Annotated in this window: 20 protein-coding genes; 9 read left to right on the top strand and 11 right to left on the bottom strand. The window is 34.9% G+C overall.

Features of this window, described 5'->3' with window-relative positions; genetic code table 11:
- Window positions 1-593 precede the first annotated feature (593 nt).
- Window positions 594-1,292, top strand: coding sequence for a hypothetical protein (locus ACTJIP_RS11010; protein WP_428168899.1), 699 nt, complete (start codon window positions 594-596; stop codon window positions 1,290-1,292).
- A gap of 92 nt (window positions 1,293-1,384) precedes the next feature.
- Complete coding sequence (locus ACTJIP_RS11005) at window positions 1,385-1,807, top strand: transposase (RefSeq protein WP_440704579.1); 423 nt, start codon at window positions 1,385-1,387, stop codon at window positions 1,805-1,807.
- A 517-nt stretch (window positions 1,808-2,324) separates the two neighbouring features.
- On the opposite strand, the gene ACTJIP_RS11000 is transcribed toward ACTJIP_RS11005, so the two are convergent.
- The 4 genes from ACTJIP_RS11000 to ACTJIP_RS10985 all read right to left on the bottom strand — a co-directional run bounded on the left by ACTJIP_RS11000 (window position 2,325) and on the right by ACTJIP_RS10985 (window position 5,390).
- Window positions 2,325-3,077, bottom strand: coding sequence for an SDR family oxidoreductase (locus ACTJIP_RS11000; protein WP_077416651.1), 753 nt, complete (start codon window positions 3,075-3,077; stop codon window positions 2,325-2,327).
- Window positions 3,078-3,125: 48 nt separating this feature from the next.
- The gene (locus ACTJIP_RS10995) at window positions 3,126-3,611 is read right to left on the bottom strand and encodes a DUF1097 domain-containing protein (protein ID WP_077416649.1); all 486 of its coding nucleotides are present in this window, start codon (window positions 3,609-3,611) and stop codon (window positions 3,126-3,128) included.
- Window positions 3,612-3,620: 9 nt separating this feature from the next.
- Window positions 3,621-4,361: an SDR family oxidoreductase gene (locus ACTJIP_RS10990; RefSeq protein WP_077416647.1), complete on the bottom strand. Its 741-nt coding sequence runs from the start codon at window positions 4,359-4,361 to the stop codon at window positions 3,621-3,623.
- Between the two features lie 96 nt (window positions 4,362-4,457).
- Window positions 4,458-5,390 (bottom strand): helix-turn-helix domain-containing protein, encoded by a 933-nt coding sequence (locus ACTJIP_RS10985; RefSeq protein ID WP_077416645.1) that lies wholly within the window; start codon window positions 5,388-5,390, stop codon window positions 4,458-4,460.
- Between the two features lie 309 nt (window positions 5,391-5,699).
- Here ACTJIP_RS10985 and ACTJIP_RS10980 point away from each other — a divergent pair, with 309 nt between their 5' ends.
- Both ACTJIP_RS10980 and ACTJIP_RS10975 read left to right on the top strand, forming a co-directional pair.
- The gene (locus tag ACTJIP_RS10980; protein WP_077416643.1) at window positions 5,700-6,287 is read left to right on the top strand and encodes a TetR/AcrR family transcriptional regulator; all 588 of its coding nucleotides are present in this window, start codon (window positions 5,700-5,702) and stop codon (window positions 6,285-6,287) included.
- Between the two features lie 93 nt (window positions 6,288-6,380).
- Complete coding sequence (locus tag ACTJIP_RS10975; RefSeq protein WP_219072834.1) at window positions 6,381-7,187, top strand: SDR family NAD(P)-dependent oxidoreductase; 807 nt, start codon at window positions 6,381-6,383, stop codon at window positions 7,185-7,187.
- Window positions 7,188-7,270: 83 nt separating this feature from the next.
- Here ACTJIP_RS10975 and ACTJIP_RS10970 read toward each other — a convergent pair whose 3' ends face one another.
- On the bottom strand, window positions 7,271-8,128 hold the full coding sequence (locus ACTJIP_RS10970) for a DUF4240 domain-containing protein (protein WP_440704578.1): 858 nt from the start codon (window positions 8,126-8,128) through the stop codon (window positions 7,271-7,273).
- A 262-nt stretch (window positions 8,129-8,390) separates the two neighbouring features.
- Between ACTJIP_RS10970 and ACTJIP_RS10965 the strand changes: the two genes are divergently transcribed.
- Together ACTJIP_RS10965 and ACTJIP_RS10960 are read left to right on the top strand one after the other, a co-directional pair.
- Entirely contained in the window at window positions 8,391-9,689 is a 1,299-nt protein-coding gene (locus ACTJIP_RS10965; protein ID WP_440704577.1) for an epoxide hydrolase family protein, read from the top strand.
- Window positions 9,690-9,732: 43 nt separating this feature from the next.
- Window positions 9,733-10,191 carry an organic hydroperoxide resistance protein gene (locus ACTJIP_RS10960; protein ID WP_257468944.1) on the top strand — a complete coding sequence of 153 codons (459 nt, stop codon included), beginning with the start codon at window positions 9,733-9,735 and terminating at the stop codon, window positions 10,189-10,191.
- Between the two features lie 423 nt (window positions 10,192-10,614).
- Here ACTJIP_RS10960 and ACTJIP_RS10955 read toward each other — a convergent pair whose 3' ends face one another.
- From ACTJIP_RS10955 to ACTJIP_RS10940, 4 genes are all read right to left on the bottom strand, one after another.
- Window positions 10,615-10,947 carry a transposase gene (locus ACTJIP_RS10955; RefSeq protein WP_077416633.1) on the bottom strand — a complete coding sequence of 111 codons (333 nt, stop codon included), beginning with the start codon at window positions 10,945-10,947 and terminating at the stop codon, window positions 10,615-10,617.
- Complete coding sequence (locus ACTJIP_RS10950) at window positions 10,923-11,342, bottom strand: transposase (protein ID WP_077416631.1); 420 nt, start codon at window positions 11,340-11,342, stop codon at window positions 10,923-10,925. The genes ACTJIP_RS10955 and ACTJIP_RS10950 overlap by 25 nt, the downstream gene beginning before the upstream one ends.
- A gap of 10 nt (window positions 11,343-11,352) precedes the next feature.
- Window positions 11,353-11,844 (bottom strand): hypothetical protein, encoded by a 492-nt coding sequence (locus tag ACTJIP_RS10945; RefSeq protein WP_428168903.1) that lies wholly within the window; start codon window positions 11,842-11,844, stop codon window positions 11,353-11,355.
- A gap of 115 nt (window positions 11,845-11,959) precedes the next feature.
- The gene (locus ACTJIP_RS10940; RefSeq protein ID WP_440704576.1) at window positions 11,960-12,847 is read right to left on the bottom strand and encodes a hypothetical protein; all 888 of its coding nucleotides are present in this window, start codon (window positions 12,845-12,847) and stop codon (window positions 11,960-11,962) included.
- A gap of 360 nt (window positions 12,848-13,207) precedes the next feature.
- On the opposite strand from ACTJIP_RS10940, the gene ACTJIP_RS10935 reads away from it, so the two are divergent.
- Entirely contained in the window at window positions 13,208-16,198 is a 2,991-nt protein-coding gene (locus tag ACTJIP_RS10935) for a ligand-binding sensor domain-containing protein (RefSeq protein ID WP_440704575.1), read from the top strand.
- The gene (locus ACTJIP_RS10930) at window positions 16,191-16,829 is read left to right on the top strand and encodes a response regulator (protein WP_077416623.1); all 639 of its coding nucleotides are present in this window, start codon (window positions 16,191-16,193) and stop codon (window positions 16,827-16,829) included. The genes ACTJIP_RS10935 and ACTJIP_RS10930 overlap by 8 nt, the downstream gene beginning before the upstream one ends.
- Before the next feature lie 98 nt (window positions 16,830-16,927).
- Here ACTJIP_RS10930 and ACTJIP_RS10925 read toward each other — a convergent pair whose 3' ends face one another.
- Both ACTJIP_RS10925 and ACTJIP_RS10920 read right to left on the bottom strand, forming a co-directional pair.
- Window positions 16,928-17,449 carry an ankyrin repeat domain-containing protein gene (locus ACTJIP_RS10925; RefSeq protein WP_180563953.1) on the bottom strand — a complete coding sequence of 174 codons (522 nt, stop codon included), beginning with the start codon at window positions 17,447-17,449 and terminating at the stop codon, window positions 16,928-16,930.
- Window positions 17,450-17,454: 5 nt separating this feature from the next.
- Window positions 17,455-18,978 (bottom strand): catalase, encoded by a 1,524-nt coding sequence (locus ACTJIP_RS10920; protein ID WP_175627243.1) that lies wholly within the window; start codon window positions 18,976-18,978, stop codon window positions 17,455-17,457.
- A gap of 263 nt (window positions 18,979-19,241) precedes the next feature.
- Here ACTJIP_RS10920 and ACTJIP_RS10915 point away from each other — a divergent pair, with 263 nt between their 5' ends.
- The gene (locus tag ACTJIP_RS10915; protein WP_077416619.1) at window positions 19,242-19,763 is read left to right on the top strand and encodes a TlpA family protein disulfide reductase; all 522 of its coding nucleotides are present in this window, start codon (window positions 19,242-19,244) and stop codon (window positions 19,761-19,763) included.
- The last annotated feature ends 28 nt before the right edge of the window (window positions 19,764-19,791 follow it).

Below are 19,791 nucleotides of genomic sequence, written 5' to 3'. Positions count from 1 at the left end.
AAATGATTTAATTATTAAAAAATCAATAATAATAAGAAAATACAATATCCAATTAATCATTATACGAGAACTACTGCTATTTCAGGAGCAATTATAAAATATTTAAAGAAAAAAGGAATCAATATGGACATGACATAGGTATGACACAGATATGACATAAGAATTATTACTGTTTCTAGCTTATTTTTCAGGAATATAATTTTATCGTCACAAAACCCATCATAACATTATTAAAATTTCAAACATAATTACGAAGACAATAAATTATTGTACAAAGTAAGCATTTACCCCTCCATCCATATTTCAATAATCATTCAAGAGCCTTTTACTTAAAACCCAAAATTAAACACACATTTTACATACGATGAGAGAGCGGATCATAAAACAGAAAATAATATATGATTAAAAATAGCATCTGATTATCAGAAAGTTAATATCATGTCATAGCTATGTCATAGATAAAATTTTGCACCACATTAAGTCACGAATGTAATATTGCAACAACAAAATGTACCCTCTTGATTTACAGCACATGCAACTTACATATCTGTGAGTCTAAGTGAAAAAAAACAAAATAAAAAATCTTTACATCTATGAAAAAATTATTATTACCCGCTGTTCTCCTTACTTCATTGAATATGTATTCACAGGTTGGGATGAATACTTCAACACCCAGCGCTACGCTTGATGTAATTAGTAAAGGGACCACAAGCACTACAAAAGCCTTAGAGATTAATGACAGCACCAATAAGGAGTTGCTTAGTGTATCTGATGATGGCTCTGTACGGCTGGAAAATTACAAGAATTTCAATTTATTGGGAACTGATGCTAATGGCAACCTGAAAGATGGAACAACACTAAGCATACCTTCTATCGTAGGAATTGCCACAGGAATTACCTCAACCAGTGATCTTCCTGCCAATACAGAGGCTAAGTACACTTTTACTACTGACAAAATCAATGCTGTAAACTTATCATACAGCTCAGGGAATTTTACAGTATTGAAAGCAGGATATTATGGTATTTTGCTTTACACAAAAAAAAATGTTGGTATGAACTTTCCTACAACTGGAGGAACAGTACAAACCTTTATAAAGAAAACTGCTTCTAGTACTACAACTGAACTTTCTGTAAATCAAAGTAGTTTGACTGACAATCTTACTTTCGAAGCAAATACTATAGGAGTAACTACATATTTTAATGTCGGTGAAATAATAAGTTGTAGAGGTAACTACACAAGACCTCACAGATTAACTACAGCTTCATTGAGTATTGTATATTATGGTACTTAATATCTATACTGAATAATAAAATATCTATTTTCAAATTATAAAAACCACTTTTGGTCTATCACAAAAGTGGTTTTATTCAATTTTTCTTCATTATGCTTTTTAGAGATATCCATATCGGTGAATTGATACAAAAACGGGTGAAAGAAACCGGCTTTTCTTCAGACAGACTCCTGAACTTTATGCAATGCAGCCATAAGGAACTTGCAGAGATGTACAAAAGCAAATCTCTGGATGCAGAGATTCTTCTTAAATGGAGCAAGCTTTTAACTTATGATTTTTTCAGGATCTATTCTCAACATCTTTTGCTGTATTCACCTCCTTTGTCATCAGATTATTATCAAAAATTAAAACAAAAAAAAACACAGCTTCCAGAGTTCAGGAAAAATATTTATACCGTTGAAATAATTGATTTTATTCTAAATCTTTTAAAAACAAATGAGAAAACCAAACAACAGATAATAGAAGATTACAGAATCCCCAAAACCACTTTATACAAATGGATAAAAAAATACTGATTGAGCTTTGAACTCCTATAAATCAAGATTTTTAGTTGCTGCATACATTCCAATATCCCTCTATTGAATGTATGCTTTCCTTTTAATTTTTTATAAACTTACGATTCTATAACACAAATGAAAAGTGTATCACTGCAGGATTTCGGTCCTGCAGCATGATACGAAGATGTATCAAAATAACGGTCAAAAAAATAAGGATTGGTTTGTCTCCAAAACACAGTAATAATGATTGAATTCTATGAATATAGTTTAGTATTACATTTCTATTTTTTATCCCCAACCTTTTTTTAAGAATTTATTCATTAATTCTCAGGGGAATTTTATTTTTGGTTGGGGAATTTTATTTTAAATACAAAAACCTCTGAAACAGAGGTTTTTTATGATCATAAACTTACGAGCTTATCCAAGCTTTTCATATTAATCCAGCTTATCAGCCAATAGGAAGTCCACAGGCATTCAGAGTGCAGATCATTACCAGTACAATACTGGATAATTTCATAGTTTTCATCATTCCATCTTATTGATTAGCTCCTCCATTCACCAGTAAATGCTGTCCGTTCACAAATGAAGAAAGATCACTTGCAAAAAATTCCGCAATATTGGCTACATCTTCCACTTCTGCCAATCTCCCCATCGGACAACTTTCAATCAATGATTTTCTCAGTTCAGGATAGCTTCTTTCTTCTGCAAAAATTCCTGAATGGTCTACAGCGAAAGGAATAATGGTATTCACCGTTACCCCACGGTGTCCTATTTCTTTTGAAAGTACATCCACAAGATATCTGGGGGTTGTTTTACTTCCACCATATACTGCCATACCCTGCACAGGAAAAGCTGTAGTAGACGATGCCACATAGATAATCCGTCCGTTGTTCTCTACATTCAGAGCGGCTTGCTGCATGGTGAAATAAGCTCCTTTGGTATTGATTGAAAACAGTCTGTCAAACTGCTCTTCAGTAAACGCTGTTACAGGAGTTTCTACCATTTCAATACCGGCATTGGCAACCACGATGTCTATTTTCCCGAATGCTTTTCTGGCTTCCTCAAAAAGATACGTAATTTCAGTCACTTTACTTACATCTGCCTGTACAGAAATCACATTGCTTCCCATTGCTTTGATGGTGCTTTCCACCTCATCTGCAGAAGCTTTATCCCGTGAATAGTTTAATACGATATCAGCGCCCAAAGCAGCATAACGTTCTGCGATAGCTTTTCCTAAACCTCTTCCTGAGCCTGTAATAATGGCTACTTTATTTTGTAATGAATTCATTATTTTTGATTTTTTAATTTGAATAATAATTGTGTTTAAAAATAAATTTTATTGAGTGGATGATTCCGGCACCTGTTTTTCATGGATAGTTTCAACGACCTTGTTATTCAGCCAGGCAAAGAAAAATCCGGCAATGATGGGTATCAGTAATTTTAATATCGGGAGCGGTTCCAATGGCGGGTGAACTCCAAACAAAATAATCAATCCTAAAAACCATGCGGGTATGTTATTCAGCTTTTGGGTTCCTGCGAAATACGCTAATGATCCTATGTAAAAAAATACAGACACCGGAAACCCAAATGCCCCGATAAATTGTCCCAAAAACCCGGATGTCAACTGAATCAGTACCGCCATTCCCATTCCCAGAATAATCTGTAAAAATGCCCATAGAGAACTGTGCCACTTTTTACCGAAAATATAGAAACTCACCCAGGCTATGAACATCACCCACGTAGGCCATTGCTGTGAAAAAGAAACAGTGACGGCAATGGCCCCGAAAAGGCCGAATGCGGCTGCAATTGGTAAAGTTTTCATACTATATGATTATGCCATAGCACCGTTTACCCCAATGGTTTGTCCGCTGATCCATTTCGCATCATCTCCGGCAAGAAAAACCACAATTTTCGCAATATCCCCAGGTTCTCCCAAGCGGTTAAATGCATTTAAAGAAGCTAGCCTGTCTATCACTTCCTGTGATTTACCGGTAGTAAAAAGTTCCGTATTGGTAGGTCCCGGAAGAATTGCATTTACATTGATTCCTCTGTTGCCAACTTCTTTTGCAAATACACGGGTCAATTGTTCTACAGCAGCTTTTGTTGCTACATAAGTGCCATAAGAAGGCATCATCAGTCTTGTAGTAGAAGATGAAAAATTAATGATACTTCCATTGTCGGTCAGCCTGGCAGCTGCCTCTCTTAAGGTATTGAATGTCCCTTTTACATTAATATCGAACTGACGTGTAAAGTCCTCATCAGTAGTGTCTTTGATCAGTTTGGTAATCATAACACCGGCATTGTTTACAAGAACATCCAGTTTTCCATAATGGCCGACAGCCTGATCAAACAATTGTTTTACAGCCTCAGGACTGCTTACATCCGCCTGTATGGCAATGGCCTCACCTCCATTGGATTCTATTAAGGCTACAACATCTTCTGCAGCCTCTTTTCCACCTGCATAATTGACGATAACTTTTGCTCCTGCTGACGCAAGCTGTTGAGCTATTTCAGCTCCGATTCCTCTTGACGCTCCGGTCACAAGGATCACTTTGTTGTTTAATGTACTCATATTACTTTGTTTTTATCAATGTTAATTTGATAGGACAAAGTTGATACATTACGCTCATCAAGGACGTACAAGAATTATAGCAGATGTTGCAAATATCTAAGATTGGCTTCCAAAATACTGTTTTCTGTATTCTGCGGGGCTTATTGAAGTGTGTTTTTTGAAATAATTGCTGAAATGAGGAGTTTCAAGAAAGCCTAATCTTGCTGCAATCTCTTTAATACTGAGTTTTTCATTCTGAAGCATGACTTTGGCCTCAGTTGTCGTTTTATCGGCAATCCATGAGCTGATTGTTTTTCCCGTTTTACTACTGATAACACTGGAAAGATAATTGACATGCAGGGCCTGCAGGTAGGCATAGTCCTGAACTCTTAACTGAGCATTTGTTTTTCCGCTGATCAGATCTCTGAAATGCCGTTCTACATTCAGTTTGAAAGTTTTAACAATCTGTGAACTGCGATTCCCTTCATAAATAGGGTCATAATCCTGAAAAAAATATTCTTTGATCTTTAACAGTAATGCAATCACTAGAGCTCCGATAATCTTATTTTTATATAAAGAATGTCCTTTATACTCTTTGTGTATCAATCTATATAACTCTTCTATCTGGCCGAATTGCTGCTGTGACAAAACCCGGGGAGCAATAACTTCTGACAAAAGAAAAGAAAAATCCCGATAGACATCATCATGTACATATTCTTTCAAAAAGCCTTCTCCAAAAGTGATAAGACATGTATGCTTCAGTTTTTCCCATTCAAAAATCCTGTAATTTCCGGGGTTGGTAAAGTATACGGTATCTGAGGTCACTTCAAACCGCTGGTCATCTATCGTATAATGTCCGAATGCACTCTTTATAAATAAAAAACTGAAGTAGTTTGGTCGAAAAGGCTCAGAACGGAAGGGTAAATCTTTGAATGTTTCTTCTAAATGATGAATGGTAAAGCCAGATTCCACTTCCAGATAATCAACAGGAAGATCCAGCTGCTGATAAAGCTCACGGAGTGTCCGGACATTCAGTTTATCGTTTGCCATTGCATTAATTTTAGGTAAATTTAAAAATTTAATCGAGCCTTTCTACATGAAATATTGTTTACTGTGAAAAATTTCTTAAAATAAAAAGAAGAAATACTTTCTCTTAACGACTGGGAAACAAATCACAAAAGAAAACTTTTGTGGAAGGATTCATAATGGATTAGAAATTCCTTCAATGCTTCCTTGCTGAACAACCATAAACAAAATTCTGGTTATCAGTACTTTAAAACACATGCATTAAAAAAATTAAGAAAAGCTTTGTTTTTATGACCAATCGGTCATATATTTGTATCATTATTTAAAGGTATCATGGCAAAAGGTGAAGAAACCAGACAGTTCATTATAGAAAAAGCAGCTCCTATTTTTAACACAAAAGGGATTGCAGCTACTTCTATGAGCGATATTATGGAGGCAACCAAATTGTCTAAAGGCAGTATGTATGTTCACTTTGAAAATAAGGATGTTCTTGCCTGTGCTGCCGTTGAGCATAACATGAAACTATTAAGTGATAAACTCCAAAAAGTTTTGAGCGGGCATACAACTTCCGAAGAGCAATTATTAGCATATATTGATTTTTTTAGTGATCCCAATCACCCACCGGTTGTTGGAGGCTGTCCTTTATTAAATTTTGGAATGGAGGCTGATGACACTAATCCTGTAGTCAAAGAAAAGGTAAACCGTGCCATTAAACAGGGACAGGAATTACTTTCCGGTATTATTGAAAAGGGAATTGCTAATAAAGAGTTCAGAGCAGACTGGAATCCGGCTGATTTTGCAACAGTTCTTTTTGCCATGCTTGAAGGAGGTCATTTGATGTCAAGAATGTCTGGTAATAATGACAGAATGGAGGTTATTGGCAATAGCCTGAAAAAAATGATAGAAGAAAATAGAGTGTAATTTTTTTTATCAAAAATATGACCGATCGGTCATTTAAATTAAAAAGAAAACTTTAAAAAGTATAATCATAACAATTAATTAAAAAACAAAACAATGTCAAAAACAGTTTTAATTACAGGGGCGTCAAAAGGTTTCGGAAAAGCATGGGCAGAAGCTTTTTTAGCAAAAGGATACAATGTAGCGGCAACAGCCAGAAATGTAGAAACACTTAATGATTTAAAAGAAAAATATGGAGATTCTGTATTGCCTTTAACCTTAGATGTAGACAAACGGGAAGAATCTTTGGCTGTGGCTCAAAAGGTACAACAGCACTTTGGCAGCATTGATATCCTGATCAATAATGCGGGGTATGCATTAACGGGTGCTATTGAAGAAACGAATGAACAGGAAGCCAGAGCACAGTTTGAAACCAATTTCTTTGGAACTCTGTGGCTTACGCAGGCTGTACTTCCTATTATGAGAGATCAGAAAAGCGGCCATATCATTCAGGTATCTTCTATTCTGGGATTGGCAACTTTACCAACAATGGGACTTTATAATGCTTCTAAATTTGCATTGGAAGGGTTAAGTGAAACTCTAGCTACAGAGGTAAAAGAATTCGGTATTCATGTTACTTTGGTAGAACCTAACGGCTATGCTTCCAATATCTGGCATACAGGAATTAATACCCAAAGCAACCCCGTTTATGATGGTCTTAAAAAAGCCTTTTCGGAAGCTGAGAACTCTTTCGGAAATGTAGAAGCCACAGCACCGGCATTGATAAAATTAGCCGAAACTGAAAATCCTCCATTGCGTTTATTGCTTGGGAAAGTCGCTCTTCCTTTTGTAAAACAAAATTATGAACAGCGATTAAAAGTCTGGGAAGAATGGAATGAAGTATCCGTAGAAGCTCACGGATAATTTTTCAGAAAATACAATCATAAAATAAGCTCCGTTTTTGTATAAAACGGAGCTTATTTTTTATCTTTTAAAAAAGGAATCTGTTATTTTCTTAACTCACAGATCTCTTTTACTAATTTAGGATACATCTTATGAAGATCAGTGCCTCCTTTTGGCTCACGCTTCATCTGGCGGTTCATACCGTCATAATGATTATCCGGATACTGCTCATCCACCGCATCTCTTATTTCTGACTCATCCTCATTGTCATGATTTTCGGAATAGGCTTCATCTGATACATACAGAAGTCCTTCTCCCCAGCAATCACCAATATTAAAGCTATATTTTCCACTTACAAATGACTGGATATCCTGCGTAATATCTTCAAAAAAATCTTTTCCTTTAAGGATCAGCCAGCATCGGAAATAAATAAATCCGTCATCAGAAAGGAAGCCATCAAAAACATATGTCCCTTTTTCTGATCTGAAATCACCTTCAAGGATAAAGGAAAGTTCAGCAATTTCGGCAGTATACAGTTCACTCAATTTTTCCTGAAGGGTTTTTTCAAAAAGAATAAGTCTTTCTTTCCCAAATTTGGCAAGATAAGCCGTTAGATTTTCCAGGTGTTCATCAATATCATATTCACTCCAATGGGCTTTTTTATATGTATTAGATTTTTCGATAGCTTCCCAGAAATAAATATCTGCTTTTTCATTTTCTGAAAGCTCTTTTTTCTGGGGTATTTCTTCGTTCTCCTGAATTTCAGTATATCCTTTTTTTATCTTTTGGCTGATGAGTTTCTCAGATTCCCGGATGCACTCCTTTTCGTCAGCAAATTCTTTAATAGTTTCACGTCCTTTGGTTCCGGTTTTCCCGAATGCAATTTTTTGTATAGTTCCTGAATAGTCAATATTCCAGAATTTATCAGAAAGTTCTTCCTGATTGATAAAATTTCGTTTCATAGAAGTTTATATAATGTGATAGGCCGAAAACCGTGTTTTCAGAAAAGCGAAACTACAAAAAAATGAAGAACCAGGCGCCTTCTCCAACACGTCTTTTCACCAGATCAATCCTTATACTATTTCCTATTTACCACCTGTAGTGTCTATTTCGATACGAAATATGACTACTTGAGTACATTACCCGTTTCCCTAGCGATTCTCAGAGCATAATTTTGTCTCATCAAAAAAGAAAAACAAATCTAAATCTAAATACAACAAAACAATGAAAACAACAATTTCAAACATCCTGTTAGCAGCAACTTTTATTTTAAGTACTCCTGCAATATTCAAAGCGCAAGCTAATAACGCCCATACGGCTTCGTCAAAATCTGACATCAGTATCCGTCCTTTTCATATCAATATTCCACAATCTCAACTGGATGAACTCAAAAGAAGAATCTCGGAGACCCGTTTTCCTGATAAAGAGACAGTAAAAGATGCTTCTCAGGGAATTCAGCTCGCTCAGTTAAAAGAACTGATCACCTATTGGGGTAATGGTTATGACTGGAGAAAAGTAGAAAATAAGCTGAATGCGCTTCCACAATTTGTAACAAAGATTGACGGACTTGATATTCAGTTCATTCATGTACGTTCAAAAGAATCTAATGCAATGCCCGTGATCCTTACTCATGGCTGGCCGGGTTCTCCACTGGAATTTATTGATGCCATAGGACCTCTGACTGATCCCGTGAAATATGGAGGAAAAGCAAGTGATGCATTTGATGTGATCATCCCAGCTATCCCAGGGTATGGTTTTTCAGAAATACCTACAGAACTGGGCTGGAATCCAGATCGTGTGGCCCGCGCCTGGGATGTTCTCATGAAAAGACTTGGGTACAAAAAGTATGTTTCCGAAGGTGGTGACCACGGTTCTGTAGTATCTGATGCTTTGGCAAAACAGGCTCCTTCCGGTCTTTTGGGGATTCACCTTACCATGCCGGCCACTATTCCTGCTGAGCTTGTAAAACCCATCAATGCAGGCGATCCTGTGCCTGCCGGACTTTCCGCTTCAGAAGCACAGGCTTACAATGCAATGAGTACTTTCTTTGGAAGAAATGCAGCCTATGGAGGAATGATGGTAACACGTCCACAGACAACAGGGTATCTACTTTCTGATTCTCCAAGTGCTTTAGCTGCATTCCTTTACGAGAAGATCGCTGAATGGAGCGAAAGCGACCTCCACCCTGAAAATGTAATCGGCCGTGATGCGATTCTTGATGATATTACGCTTTACTGGCTTACCAATACAGGAGCATCTTCTTCGCGTTTCTATTGGGAGAACAATAAAAATAACTTCAGCGCTGATGCACAGAAAACAAAAGACATTAAAGTTCCTGTAGCCATTTCGGTATTTCCTCACGAGATTTATCAAGCTCCGGAAAGTTGGTCAAAACGTGCCTATCCTACTTTATATTATTATCATAAAGCTCTAAAAGGAGGACATTTTGCCGCCTGGGAACAGCCACAAGTCTTCACAGAAGAACTTAGAGCCGCTTTCAAAGATTTAAGAAAAAAATTTTAATAACAGATCATCAACAATATTGTTCAATCTAAATAATAAAAATATGGAATTAAATACCATTCAGGAAGTAGAAAATACAACAGTAGTTAACATCAATAAAGTGTTGTATTCAGGTAACGTTGTAGTAACCGGAGGACGCAACGGGGAAGCTAAAAGCAGTGACGGAAAACTGGACATTGAACTGACCTCACCCGGAGCAAAAGGAAACGGAACGAATCCGGAACAGTTATTAGCTGCAGGATGGTCCGCGTGTTTTATCGGAGCTATGCATTTGGGTGCTGTTAAGATGGGAGTTAATCTTCCTACGGACCTGTCTGTCAATAGCTCAATAGATCTGACATCCAATAATGACGGATTTTTTCTACAGGCTCATTTACAGATCATTTTACCGGGTCTTCCTATAGATGAAGCCAGAAAAGTTGTGGAAACAGCACATGCGACATGTCCTTATTCAAAAGCAACCCGTGGAAATATCAATGTAAAGATAGATGTTGTGGTGTAGTTATCAGACTGTTCTTATAGCGTTTTGATTGAAATCTTCCTTGCCTTTTGGGTAAGGGAGGTTTTTGTTTTTTAATGAAAGAGAAAATATTCAAAACGTAAATGAATACCTAGAAAGAAAATGATCTTTCAAGATATTTCATCCTTAGTCTTTAGAATCGATATTAATTAAATGCGATCAGGAAATTTTAATCATTAATGTCCTCCAAAGGTCATAATAATTATGGTAAAAGGCAAAACAGATCTTGTAAACATTCTAAGCTTATTCTGTAAAAAAAAATCTCAGGTATTGTAGATAAAATACGACTCAACACTATCATCGAAACAAAAAAAGAGCATATCTATCATCAGATATACTCTAAAAACTTAGAAAAAAAACAAAACGATAAACAACATTGCTTTAGTGGAAAATGTGTTCTTCTCTTTATATTAAAAATGTACGTTTCCATTTGGTCACTGTATTTCTGCTCAGCTTAAAATGGCTAGCCAGCTGGGTATTATTTAACCTGTGCTTTTTCTGATAATCGAGGATTTCAAAAATAACCTGTTTATCATAGGATTTGAATTTTTGACTTTCAGACAATCCATCAAAAAAAATGATCGTATTAATCTTCAGCACATCAGATACTGACAGACAGTCCTTGGCTAAAAACCCTTTGACAAATTCTCTTTTATCAGGGCATTTGGCTTCGATAAAATCATGGTAAATCTGTTTATAATTGGGGCCGATATTTATGATCTGTATTTGCTTATCCATTTATTGAGCGTTGATTTTGGAATTCTGTATTGATTCATGATTTCTAAAGTTGTCATCTGCTTATTCTCCAGGAGCTCCAGCATAAAGTCTATGATCTCTTTAGTATATAAGCTTTTCCTGAATTGAGGCAGCTGGGATTGTTTCTCTTTTTTATTGGGGCTGGATGCCGGAGCATATAAAATCAAATGATTGGAGTACAGTCGGAAAAAGTCATATTCAAGCAGTTTACACCATTTTAAAAGTACATCTGCACCTACAGACTTCTGAGAATACATTTCTGTAATTTCCTTTTCTGTTTTCTGCAAAAACTTACAGATTCTGGTTATCTCTACTTCTTCTTCCTTTACTCTTTTATACAGCAGATCTCCGATATGAATATCTTTTAAATTTTCCATCTATATTAATTTATTTACTGTTCAAAACACCACCATCTCCTTCGGAAATAAACTCATGGTCTTTCATGGTCATATTTTTTGTGATATCTTTAAAAAGTAAATTCACCTGATTTTCATTACAAAAGGTAATATCAATATCCATTCTTAAAACTTTGCCCGAAGAATTCAAGAATAGAATAACCAGGTATTTTTTTAAAATGCCTTCCTTGATTTCAATATTTACGATTTTTCTGTGCGGCATTTCAAAACGAGGTTTTTTACCTGCCGAAAGCCATTGATAACTTTTTATGGAAAGGATCTCTCCGGAGTTTTCATATTCGAAGATAAACCTGTTTTTTAGTTTCCCGTATAGCAATGCCAAAAGAGTAATAAAAATAAACAACATTGGAAGTAAATGATAATCAAGGAATCTAAGTGTAATAATTGTTACCAATAGGAATACAATCAGTAGCAGCTGAAAAATCATATGATGAATTACTTTTTTCTTATTGTTTATTTTCATTGAACTCTCAAATTGTGAAGATTGTTATGTTAATAAATTGCTTTTTATAAAAAGTACTTTGAATTCAAATGGCGGAATATTTCTACTCCGCTCATTTTAAAATGTAATTAAAAATCTAATTCTTGTAAAAACTATATCCTGTAGACTGTACTCCCCAGTTCTGTAAAAAAGCAGCATTTGTAATGGCAGCACGGGAAGATAAATTTTCTATTCCATATAATAATTCTACTTTATATTCAGAATCCGGATCAATACTAATCCCTGTTCCGTCACCTACACTGTAATTGGCATACAGAAAGTATCTGAAATTGGCATTGGTAGCGCCTCCTACAGCATATGGATTACCTGAGCTGTCTAAATTTGCCGCATCAAAGAAGTAGGGTGAAATCTGCGAGGTCTGCATAACCACCGTTACTGTATTTTGTTCCGTCCAATCATTTACTCCAGGTCCTGTTTTTTTGTAAAGTCTTGCGTATGCTCTGCTATTGAACAATACAGGAACTTTAATCTTTCCTGTTCCACTTTCAGTGGAAGTTTGGGAAAACGGACCTAAATCACCGTAATTCATCTCAAACCATAATCCCCAGGATACAGTACCTCTTCGCACAGAACTTGCCGGAAATTTCAATCCAATCGTAGAATTGGGAACTACCCAGCAATTATTGGCATCTATCTGAGGAGAACCTCCGTTTTGCGTAGGATTTCTTATCGAAGTTAAAGCTACATTCCTTGAATCATTTTGTCTGATATTACTATCCAGATTATAGACAATAAAATCATCCGGATCCACGGGTTTGAATATTCCTATATTTCCATTTGCATCGGACACCATTGGAGTTCCGGCTGGAATGATCGGCAAATCTCTGACCCGTAAATTTCCGTTGATATCTAATGTACTTGTAGGAGAAGTTGTATTGATTCCTACATTTCCGGTTTGTCCGGACACGGTAATGGATAGTCCAAGCATTACCAATGCTAAGGATGTAATTTTTCTATTTTTCATAACCTTTGGTTTATTTTTTTTTGACATTCATCTGCTTATTGATCACCTGAATTTTAACAGAGGAGATGTACGTCTCCCCTGTATAAACCACCCTGAAATTTCACTTAAAATACGTGGGAACATATTTAACATTCATTGTTAAATCAGGTAATAAATTGTTGGGACAAAGATCAGATAACCCATACGGATGGTAAAATAATTATTGTAAAAATAGATAGTCGTGATTGTAATTTTAAATTTAATAGTGTGTAGTTTAAAAATGACATTGTATACTTTTGCTGGCCGTTAATTTTTCCTAACTTTATAATAATAATTCACTATATCTATTAAAAAACACACATAATTATCAATCCACAACTGATGCCTCTTAAAATCTATATTTTCATTTTATTATTCTGTATACAAATCTGTTGTAGCCAGCAGACAGCCTCTGTTTGGTATGATACAGACAACGGGCTTCCGCAGAATAGTGTAAAGGATATTACCAAAGACAAATATGGATTTATCTGGATGAGTACAGAGAACGGACTTGTGCGGTATGACGGATATAATTTCGTAACCTTTAATCATCTTAATCTTAAGAATAACAGATTCTCCTTTTTTTTTGGAAATGCTGAAAAAGACTCTATTTATAATTTAACCGCTTACAGTGAAAACACCACTTTAATATCCAAAAGAAATGTAAGTATTTTACAGAAAAAGAACCACTGCATAAAAAAAGTACTGAGTGAAAGCAGGTCATATTCAGTATTTATGAAAAATGGAGTTTTAGAAGAGATTGATCTTAAGAAATTCTTTATTTATTTTAATAAGAATAGTTATTATCATCTATCTAATGATGGAACAATACAGTATAAGCATAAAAATATTGCGACAATAAAAGGACTGCCGAAGGATTTTATATTGGACACGTTTTGTTTGGGAGAAAATATATTTATTATATCCAAGGCACTGAAAAAAATCGTTAAAATCACCTCCGAAAAAATTACATACACAGATGCTCCTGATATTTTTTTCCAAAATGATGTCAAGGTATACTGGAGTCAGATTAATAATCAGTCTTTTATTATTCAGGATCGCATTCTGTATAAAATAGTCTATGAAAACAATGCTGTCAGTTTAAAAAAACTTGCAGCTTATGACCTTAAGAAAAATTCTTTATCCTCTATTTATCATGATGAAGCAAATAATAAGCTATACCTGGGAACCTTATCTGATGGGCTTAATGTAATCAAATTCAATAATTTTCATGTGGTCAACAAATCAGATAAATCTTATGATAATATTTTTTATTCCCTGCTGCCTTTTGGAACGGATAAGGTAATTACATCTTCGGGAGATGTTTACAGTGAAAACGGACTGGAAAAACAATATCACTTCAGTACAACAAGCAGGTATTTTTTATTATATGATGATCAAAAAAATATAATTATTCAAAATGATTTTTCTCTACTGCGTTTTCTTAACAATGTCAATTATTCAGGAAAGGAAAAACTTTATTTTGGAAAAACAGCATCTTGCCTCTGGAACATGAACAATTATTATGTCATAGCATTTCATACAGCTTCATTAAGTACCCAGCTTGCTTTTTACAAAGATGCCAGTTTTAAAAATCCATTCTTACAACTTTCAATCCCAAATATTGTAACCTCTGTGCAGGAATATGGTCAGAACAAATGGTTGGTGGGGACCAGAGATGCTTTATATTCTGTAGAAACTCCCAATTTCACATTAAAAAAAGTATCTGAAAAGTCTTTGAATGTAAGGGAAATTGTAAAAACGAATGATGGAAGCTTCTGGATCATGACTCAGGGAAACGGCTTTTTTCTTTACAAAAACAAAGAATTAATAAAAATGCCTGAAGATAAGGACGGCTACCTTTTGTTTTCACATACAATTCTGGAAGATAAAAAAGGATTTTTCTGGATCAGCACCAATAACGGATTATTTCAGGTACTGAAAAACAATCTTCTGAACTATTCCAGAGATAGGAAGTCTTCTGTATATTATTACAGATACAGCAAAGAAGATGGGTTCAATACCAATGAATTCAACGGAGGATGTTCTCCCAGTTCTGCAATTCTACAAAATGGAAGTTTTGTTTTCCCTTCCATAAAAGGACTGGTATTTTTTGATCCTAAAAAAATAAAAAGTTATTATCCGCAAAATTTCTTCATGGAACGTGTTGTATTTTATGATTCGAAAAGCAACATACAAGAAAATACCATCAATTTGGAAAATAATTTCTACAAAGCCTTGATTTTGGTAGATGTACCTTATTATGCCAACCGGGTAAACCTTGTAATTGAAGCCAAACTAAAAGGCTCTAAAAATGAGAAATGGGAGAAAGTAAATAGTGATGGGAAATACTACATCACCAATCTGGAACCCGGAAAATATCAGCTTATCATCAGAGTACTAGCCTCTCCAACAGGAAAATACATTTACAAAACACTGAATATTGATGTAAAATATCTATTCTACCAAACATTACTTTTTAAGTTTTTTGTCATTTTAATTCTATCACTCATCTTATTAAAGCTAATCAAACTACGAATAAGAAGACAGGAACTGAAAAAAAGAGAACTGGAAAAAATCATTGAAACAAGAACTCAGAAATTATTAAAAACAGTTTCAAAACTGGAATATACAAAGGAACAGCTCCGAAAAGAAAGTGTTCAGCAGAAAAAATTGCTGGAGACAATAAGTCACGACATTATCACTCCTATCAAATATCTGTCTATTGCTGCAAAGAAATTGTATGAAACTGATGAACACGATCATTATATACAAAAAAAGCACTTTGAAAGCTTTTATAAATCTTCTATAGAGTTCTACAACTTTGTAAAAACCCTGAAGGAATACGCCGAAATTTATAATGTTTCCGAAAAAAAGGAAACCTATAATATTTACGAAGTTATTGAATCCAAAAAAACTCTTTTTGAAGGAGCTGCCAAAGAACAAAACACGCAGATCATTAATCATGTTAAAAATCCTACTTACTCCCAAATCAACCAGAATGTAGTAGCGGTTATTATTCATAATTTAATAGATAATGCGATAAAAAATACAACAAATGGAACCATAGAACTGTCTACTATTGAAGATGACAGCATCTTTTTTCTGGAAGTAAGAGATACAGGAAAAGGAATGAGCCAGGAACAGATGACGTACTATGAAAAGCTTCAGAAAAATATTGAAAATGAAAAACTCATTTTACAAAAATATAGCTTGGGACTGCATCTTATTCTTCAGTTACTCATGATGATCAACGGTAAAATAGACTTTAAAAACAATAACCCATATGGAACAATAGTATCGATTAAAATAAAAAAACAAAAATATGGATAGAAAAATTATTATTGCTGATGATCATTTTGTAGTAAGGTTGGGAACCACCCTTATTCTGGAATCACACTACAAAGATGTGAAGATTTCTTACGCAGAATCTTATACAGATCTAACAGATCAACTACTCATTGAGAAATTCGACTTATTGATCCTGGATATCAATATGCCGGAGAGTAAGTATCTGAGCATGATTGGTGAAGTAAAAAAAATACAGCCGGATCTTAAGATTTTAGTGTTTTCGGTGTATGACAATGATATTGCAGTACAGTATATCATTGAAGGGGCTGACGGATACATTAATAAATTATGTGATGAAAATAATATCCTGGAAGCCGTAGAAAACATCTTTGAAACAGGAACTTATTATTCCCCGGATATTGTAAAAAAACTGGTTTCTTCCGCTAAAAAAGACACTCCTATCAACCCGATAGAAGCCTTATCCGAAAGAGAAAAGGAAATATTTGATTTATTGATAAAAGGATACGGCAATATTGAGATCTCGAATGAACTGAACCTGCATCTTTCTACAGTAAGCACCTACAAAGCAAGAGTCTACAAAAAACTAAACATTAAAAACACGGTAGATCTTGTACGGTTAGGAGATAAAAACCAGGCACACAAATACAAATAATAACGAGCATTCTAACAAACACTAAGATGTAATACCAAAACAAAATCCCCAATATCAGATGGATAAAGGGGATTTTTTATTTTTAACCAGCAATTATATTATTTAATTACTGATTCTCCTTGAAGCAATTTTACAGCTTCTTCATTATTTTGCATCAGAGCATGCTGCAAAGCTGTGTTTCCTCTGTTATCCTTTATATTTTTATCAGCTCCTTTTTCTAAGAGTATTTTCAGGATTTCTGTTCTGCCAAAAACGGCTGCATAAATCAGAGCTGTTGCATCATTGTAATTTTTGGCATTCATATCCGCTTTAAAGGAAATAAGTAATGAAACCATTTCTTTGTATCCTTTAAAAGCGGCACCCATTAATGCTGTATTACCACTTTGATCCTGCAGATCAGGATGAGCTCCGTTTTCAAGCATCCATCGGGCCGCTTTGTAATGGTTATGGTATACGGTTAAGATTAAGGGAGTATAGCCTCCTGTGTTTTTAGAATCAATATCTTTTTTTAACTTAGACATGGCTTCTATATTACCTGTCTTTGCATACGAAAAGATGTCTTGCGCGCTCATTCTGCTCATCGCAAGAAACAAAATAACGACGGAAATAAAGTATCTCATTATTCTTATTTTGAAGACAATAAAGATTCCAGCTGCTGGCGGTCCATTTTAACATATTGCGCCAGACGTTTTCCATATTCTGAATCTGCCTGATAGAAGTAAGAGATCATTTTAGCCACTACTTTTTTATTGGTAACACTGTTCAAAGCATTTCCAAGGTTTTTAATCAGGTTATCCTGATCTTTTTTAGAGAAAGACCTGTACAGTTCTCCGGCCTGTTTAAAATTATTTTCCTTATCTATTTTCGCCTGTACTGATGATGTACCCATTGGAAAAATAGTCTGAGAGTATTTGAATTTTTTGTTATCGGTCACTTCCGGTTTTCCCGCTGACGGCTGGTAATTGACTTCTCCGCTTTGAGGTCTCATAGACATGTAACCGTTTTGATTGTATGTCATCGCTTCATTCTTTGATGCATTAATTGGTAATTGCTGGAAATTTCCTCCGATCCTATGTCTCTGAGTGTCAAAATAAGAAAATAGTCTTCCTTGTAACAGTTTATCTTCTGATGGTTCAATTCCCGGTACAAGAGTTCCCGGAGAAAAAGCGGCCTGTTCTACCTGCTGAAAATAGTTCGTCGGATTCTGATTAAGAGTCATTGTTCCTGCTTTAACCGATTTTGCAATAGATTCCGGCCATATTTTGGTCACATCTACCGGATTAAAATCAAGCTTTTCAAAGTCATCTTTTTTCAGCATCTGTATATACAAATCCCACTTCGGAAAGTTTTTATTGCTAATAGCATTGTACAAATCTCTCGTAGCATGTTCTATTTGTGTAGATTGAATTTTATCGGCCTCTTCCTGAGTAAGATTCTTTTCGCCTTGCTGAGGAACCCATTTATACTTTACATACGTTACTTCTCCTTTTGCATTGACCCATTTGAAGGCATGTACCCCATTCCCCTGCATTTCCCTGTAACTGGCAGGAATACCATAATCTGAAAACAACCAAGTCAGCGTATGCGTAGCTTCCGGAATATTAGCCATAAAATCAAAAACCCTGTTATTATCAGAAGCGTTATTGGTAACCGGAGATGGTTTAAAAGCGTGAACCATATCAGGAAATTTCATGGCATCCCTGATGAAAAACACCGGTAAGTTGTTTCCCACTAAATCATAATTTCCCTGATCAGTATAAAATTTAACTGCAAATCCTCTTGGATCTCTGAAAGTTTCCGGAGATCCCTGCTGATGTACTACAGTAGAAAATCTTACCAATACAGGCGTTTTCTTTCCTGCTTTTGATAAAAAGTCAGCCATGGTAACCTCTGAAAAATCGGCATCTGCAACAAATTCGCCAATAGCTCCGGCCCCTCTCGCATGCACTACCCTTTCAGGAATTCTTTCTCTGTCAAAAGCCGCTAACTTCTCAATTAAATGAATATCTTCCAGTAAAACAGGTCCGTTATTTCCTACCGTTTTAGAATTTTGATTATCTCCTACAGGGCTTCCTGTATTAGTTGTCAGTTGTTGAGAATACAGTGTAGAAGTGATAAGAATCCCAGCTAAAAACACATTTTTTTTCATAATTTCTTATTTATTGTGGAGCAAATATAGACCGTTGATCTTCTGAATCCTTCTCAATAAATTCAATTTAGATAATTTTTAAAATCTATCACAAAACAACAGATCAATAGATATAATCTACTTTATTATTAAAAAAATAAGAATTATAAAATGATAATAAGATCTGGCTTCTGACAATTTAATTTGCTATTCCTGTAGTTTAATATCTACAGTTTTGAACATTTATCAGATTGAAGAATTACTTAATTTTGCAAAAAAAACAAATGCTAAAAAAAATAATATTAATTATAATTATTCCAGCAGCAGCTATTTTTCTGGGATTAAAATTCATCAAAATAAGTACTGTTGATCCTCCTATAATCAATCAGCTTAAAACAAAATTCTCCGGAAATATTGAAGATAGTCCTTTTCAAAAAGAATATCTGAATAAAGATGGACTCGTTGTGGTAAATGTTTGGGCTCCGTGGTGTAAACCTTGCATTCAGGAAATTCCTACTTTCAAAAAAATAAGTAAAGAGAACCCAAACATAAAGTTTGTTTTTCTATCTATTGATGAAGATGCTGAAAAATTAAAAACTTTTCTTGCTAATAATACAATCAACGATATTACGCTTCAGAATATTGAATACATTGAAGCCATCAAAACCTTTTTAGGAGGAAATGGTCTGTTGGGATATAGTTCCATCCCATTAACTTTTATCATAAAAGATGGAAAAGTAATTGATAAAAATGTAGGCAGTATAGATTACAATGAGTTTACTACTCACTTGAAAACACTACAATAGAATCTATCATTTAATCATAAGAATAACA

This window comes from Chryseobacterium sp. 22543 (assembly GCF_052044565.1).
In the GTDB taxonomy this organism is placed as follows: Bacteria; Bacteroidota; Bacteroidia; order Flavobacteriales; family Weeksellaceae; genus Chryseobacterium.
This window is presented reverse-complemented; position numbering and strand designations above follow the sequence as displayed.